Origin of the sequence: Flavobacterium sp. (genome assembly GCF_035760125.1) — a bacterium.
Classification (GTDB): domain Bacteria; phylum Bacteroidota; class Bacteroidia; order Flavobacteriales; family Flavobacteriaceae; genus Flavobacterium.
In genome coordinates this window covers 1-2,920 of sequence record NZ_DASTTN010000442.1, presented here as the reverse complement: position 1 = coordinate 2,920, position 2,920 = coordinate 1, and the positions used below count along the sequence as shown (strand labels likewise).

The following is a 2,920-nucleotide window of genomic DNA, read 5'->3' as shown; positions in this document are numbered from 1 at the left end:
GATGACGCCATAATAGCCTCAGATTTTGTCGAATGCGATAAGATTCTTGGTTATCATTACGATACATTTGGATACATCGAAATCAACCATGAGGAAGCCATCAAAAAATTCTTTGACAAAGGAAAAGACTTGATGTTGCTTGAAATTGGCAGTTTTATTGAATTATAATTAGGAGCTATTTCCTGCTATCCGTTTCAATCTTTTCTATTCTCTTAAAAAAGAGAATAGAAAAGGATTTCCACTGCTATCAGGGCTAGGGCATTCCATTATTTAATACCTTTTATTTTAAAAGATCAATATTTTCATAATGAAGAAAAAATATTTTCTATTATTTATAGTGCTTCAATTCACAATTAATGCTTTCTCACAACAAGACGGCTATTGGGATAAAGATAGATCCACTACCAAGGAAATAAGTGTTTCAGCAAGAGGCCGAATAATCATTAAAACCGAAGATTTACCGCTCGGAACCACCGAAATCGTATATAGAATAACTCTTTTGGACGAAAATCAGCAACTGGCTAGCAGTCTGGTTTCTGTCCTAAAATCAATTCCTGATCCAACTGGAATTAGCCAAGGATCTGCTGGGGCCGTTTTTGTTTTGTCTAAAATATCTGGTGACGATAAATGTACGTATGCCATTTTTTCTACTGATAAATTTGCCTCAGAATACAAAGATTCAGGAAAAACACTCGAATCCTGTTTGGTTCAAGACGAACCCGTAAGTAAAGATGCCAAACGTCTTTCTGTTGATAAATCAAGCTGTTTGGACGGGAATTCAGCCGCTTTATGGTTTGGTTTTGAAAGTAAAAACTGGATTATGAAGCAAAAAATAGTTTTGGAAGTTGTGCCTTGGGTGGATAAAAAATTAAGCCGAGGATGGAGCGTGGATAACAGAAAGACTATTATTGACCAATGTAAAACTTCTAATTTGGCTCAAAAAATGACCAATTCGGATAATTTTTGCGTTTGTGTATTGGATAAAATTCAAGACAAGTACAAATTTCAGGAGTTTCAAAAATTATTGTCGATTGAACGTTCTAAAGTTTTCAAAGACGCCGGCAATACCTGTTTTGGTGAAACAAGCACTTCTACCGCTGTTTATTCCGATTTGCGTAAAGAAGCATCACTTTTGATAAAAAAGGGCAAATATGGTGATGCAATTGAGAAATTAGGGGTAATTATAAATGACGGTAAGGCTACAGTTCTGGATTATAACGTAATTGGGAGCAGTTATCTTTTGACCAAACAATATGGAAAAGCTTTAAGATACTTGAAAGACGGTGAAAAACTCGATAATACGGAGTTGTTGGTTCAATTAAATTTGGCTCATGCATATTTGCTGAATGATAATTACAAAGAAGCCAAAAAAATCTACAAGAAATATCAAAATCAAAACGTTACCGACAGTTTGAGTTGGGTTCAAAAAACCGAACAGGATTTCAAAGCTTTCCAAAAAGCTGGAATCCAGAACGAAGATTTTGATAAAGTTTTGAAATTGATGAAAGAATAGTAAAAAGTCCAATAATCTATAAATCTAAAACATGTTCGCCTCATACCACAAATACATTCTAAATTTCAAACGTCCATCTGGAACATCGCGTGGTGTGATGAACGAAAAAGAAACTTGGTTTATCATTCTGGAACAAGACGGTAAAAAAGGAATAGGAGAGTGCGGTATTTTGAGAGGATTGAGTATTGACGATCGTCCCGATTATGAAGAAAAACTGCAATGGACTTGTGCTAATATCCATCTTGGGAAAGATCAGCTTTGGGATGCTTTACTAGAGTTTCCTTCGATACAGTTTGGAGTTGAAATGGCGTTCTTGTCTTTGGCGAGTGAAACTCCTTTTTTACTCTTTCTCTCCGACTTTACAAATGGCACAAAATCTATTGCAATTAATGGGTTGGTTTGGATGGGAGAAGAGGCTTTTATGAAGCAACAAATTGAGGAGAAATTAGCAGATGGATTTCGATGCATAAAACTCAAAATTGGAGCCATAGATATTGATAAAGAACTGCAATTATTGAGCTTTATTAGGCAACATTTTACACCAGAACAAGTTGAAATAAGAGTCGATGCTAATGGTGCTTTTGGTTTAAATGAAGCTTTAGATAAATTAAATCAATTGTCTGAATTTAAGTTACATAGTATTGAGCAACCGATACAAAAAAACAACACTGACAGTATGTCAGAGCTGTGTAAAATGACTCCATTTCCAATTGCATTGGACGAAGAACTGATAGGAGTGTTTACAGCTGCTAAAAAAGAAGAATTGTTACTCAAAATCAAGCCACAATACATTATTTTGAAGCCTAGTTTTGTGGGTGGATTTCGGGGTACTCAAGAATGGATTTCCTTGGCTGAAAAACATAATATTGGATGGTGGATAACATCTGCTTTAGAAAGTAATATTGGACTTAATGCCATCGCTCAATGGACATTTGTACTCAACAATCCGATACCGCAAGGATTAGGAACGGGAGCATTATATACCAATAATTTTGATTGCCCTTTGTTAGTTTCTCAAGGACAATTATGGTACGGTAGTGAGTTGGATTGGAATTTGGATATTGATGCTTTTTAGGTTTTATAGCAAAGAAAATAAAACGTATTAAATACAAAAGGCACAAAACAGATATTGTTTTGTGCCTTTTGCATTTAATATAATTAGGATTCTAATATTAGTAAGGTAGTACTCTTTTGTTTTTTACTTCTTCCAAAAGTTCGGCTACAGCTAGGTAAAAAGCGCTACTTCCGCAAATAACGCCAATTGCTCCCGCAACTGGTGCCAATGCTTCGATTCCTGTAATTTTTTCAATAGCCAAAACGAAAAATAAAATGGTTAACGATAAAAAAACAAATTGTTGTACTTTACTGCCACCCCAAGTTCCCCACCACATAAAAGCAGTAAAAATC

Annotated in this window: 3 protein-coding genes and 1 pseudogene; 3 read left to right on the top strand and 1 reads right to left on the bottom strand. The window is 35.1% G+C overall.

Annotated elements, in window-relative coordinates; all coding sequences use genetic code 11:
* The 3 genes and pseudogenes from VFS71_RS15710 to VFS71_RS15700 all read left to right on the top strand — a co-directional run.
* Positions 1-168, top strand: a pseudogene (locus tag VFS71_RS15710) (hydrolase); the annotation flags it as partial.
* Between the two features lie 139 nt (positions 169-307).
* Positions 308-1,513, top strand: coding sequence for a tetratricopeptide repeat protein (locus tag VFS71_RS15705; RefSeq protein ID WP_326402439.1), 1,206 nt, complete (start codon positions 308-310; stop codon positions 1,511-1,513).
* Positions 1,514-1,544: 31 nt separating this feature from the next.
* Entirely contained in the window at positions 1,545-2,588 is a 1,044-nt protein-coding gene (locus VFS71_RS15700) for an o-succinylbenzoate synthase (protein ID WP_326402438.1), read from the top strand.
* Between the two features lie 97 nt (positions 2,589-2,685).
* Here VFS71_RS15700 and VFS71_RS15695 read toward each other — a convergent pair.
* Positions 2,686-2,920: acetate uptake transporter (locus VFS71_RS15695; RefSeq protein ID WP_326402437.1), on the bottom strand; the 235-nt coding region annotated here is incomplete at its 5' end.

Excerpts from the sequence above, each read along its gene's own strand:
- VFS71_RS15705 (WP_326402439.1), top strand. The coding sequence starts at position 308 with ATGAAGAAAAAATATTTTCTATTATTTATAGTGCTTCAATTCACAATT.
- VFS71_RS15700 (WP_326402438.1), top strand. The coding sequence starts at position 1,545 with ATGTTCGCCTCATACCACAAATACATTCTAAATTTCAAACGTCCATCT.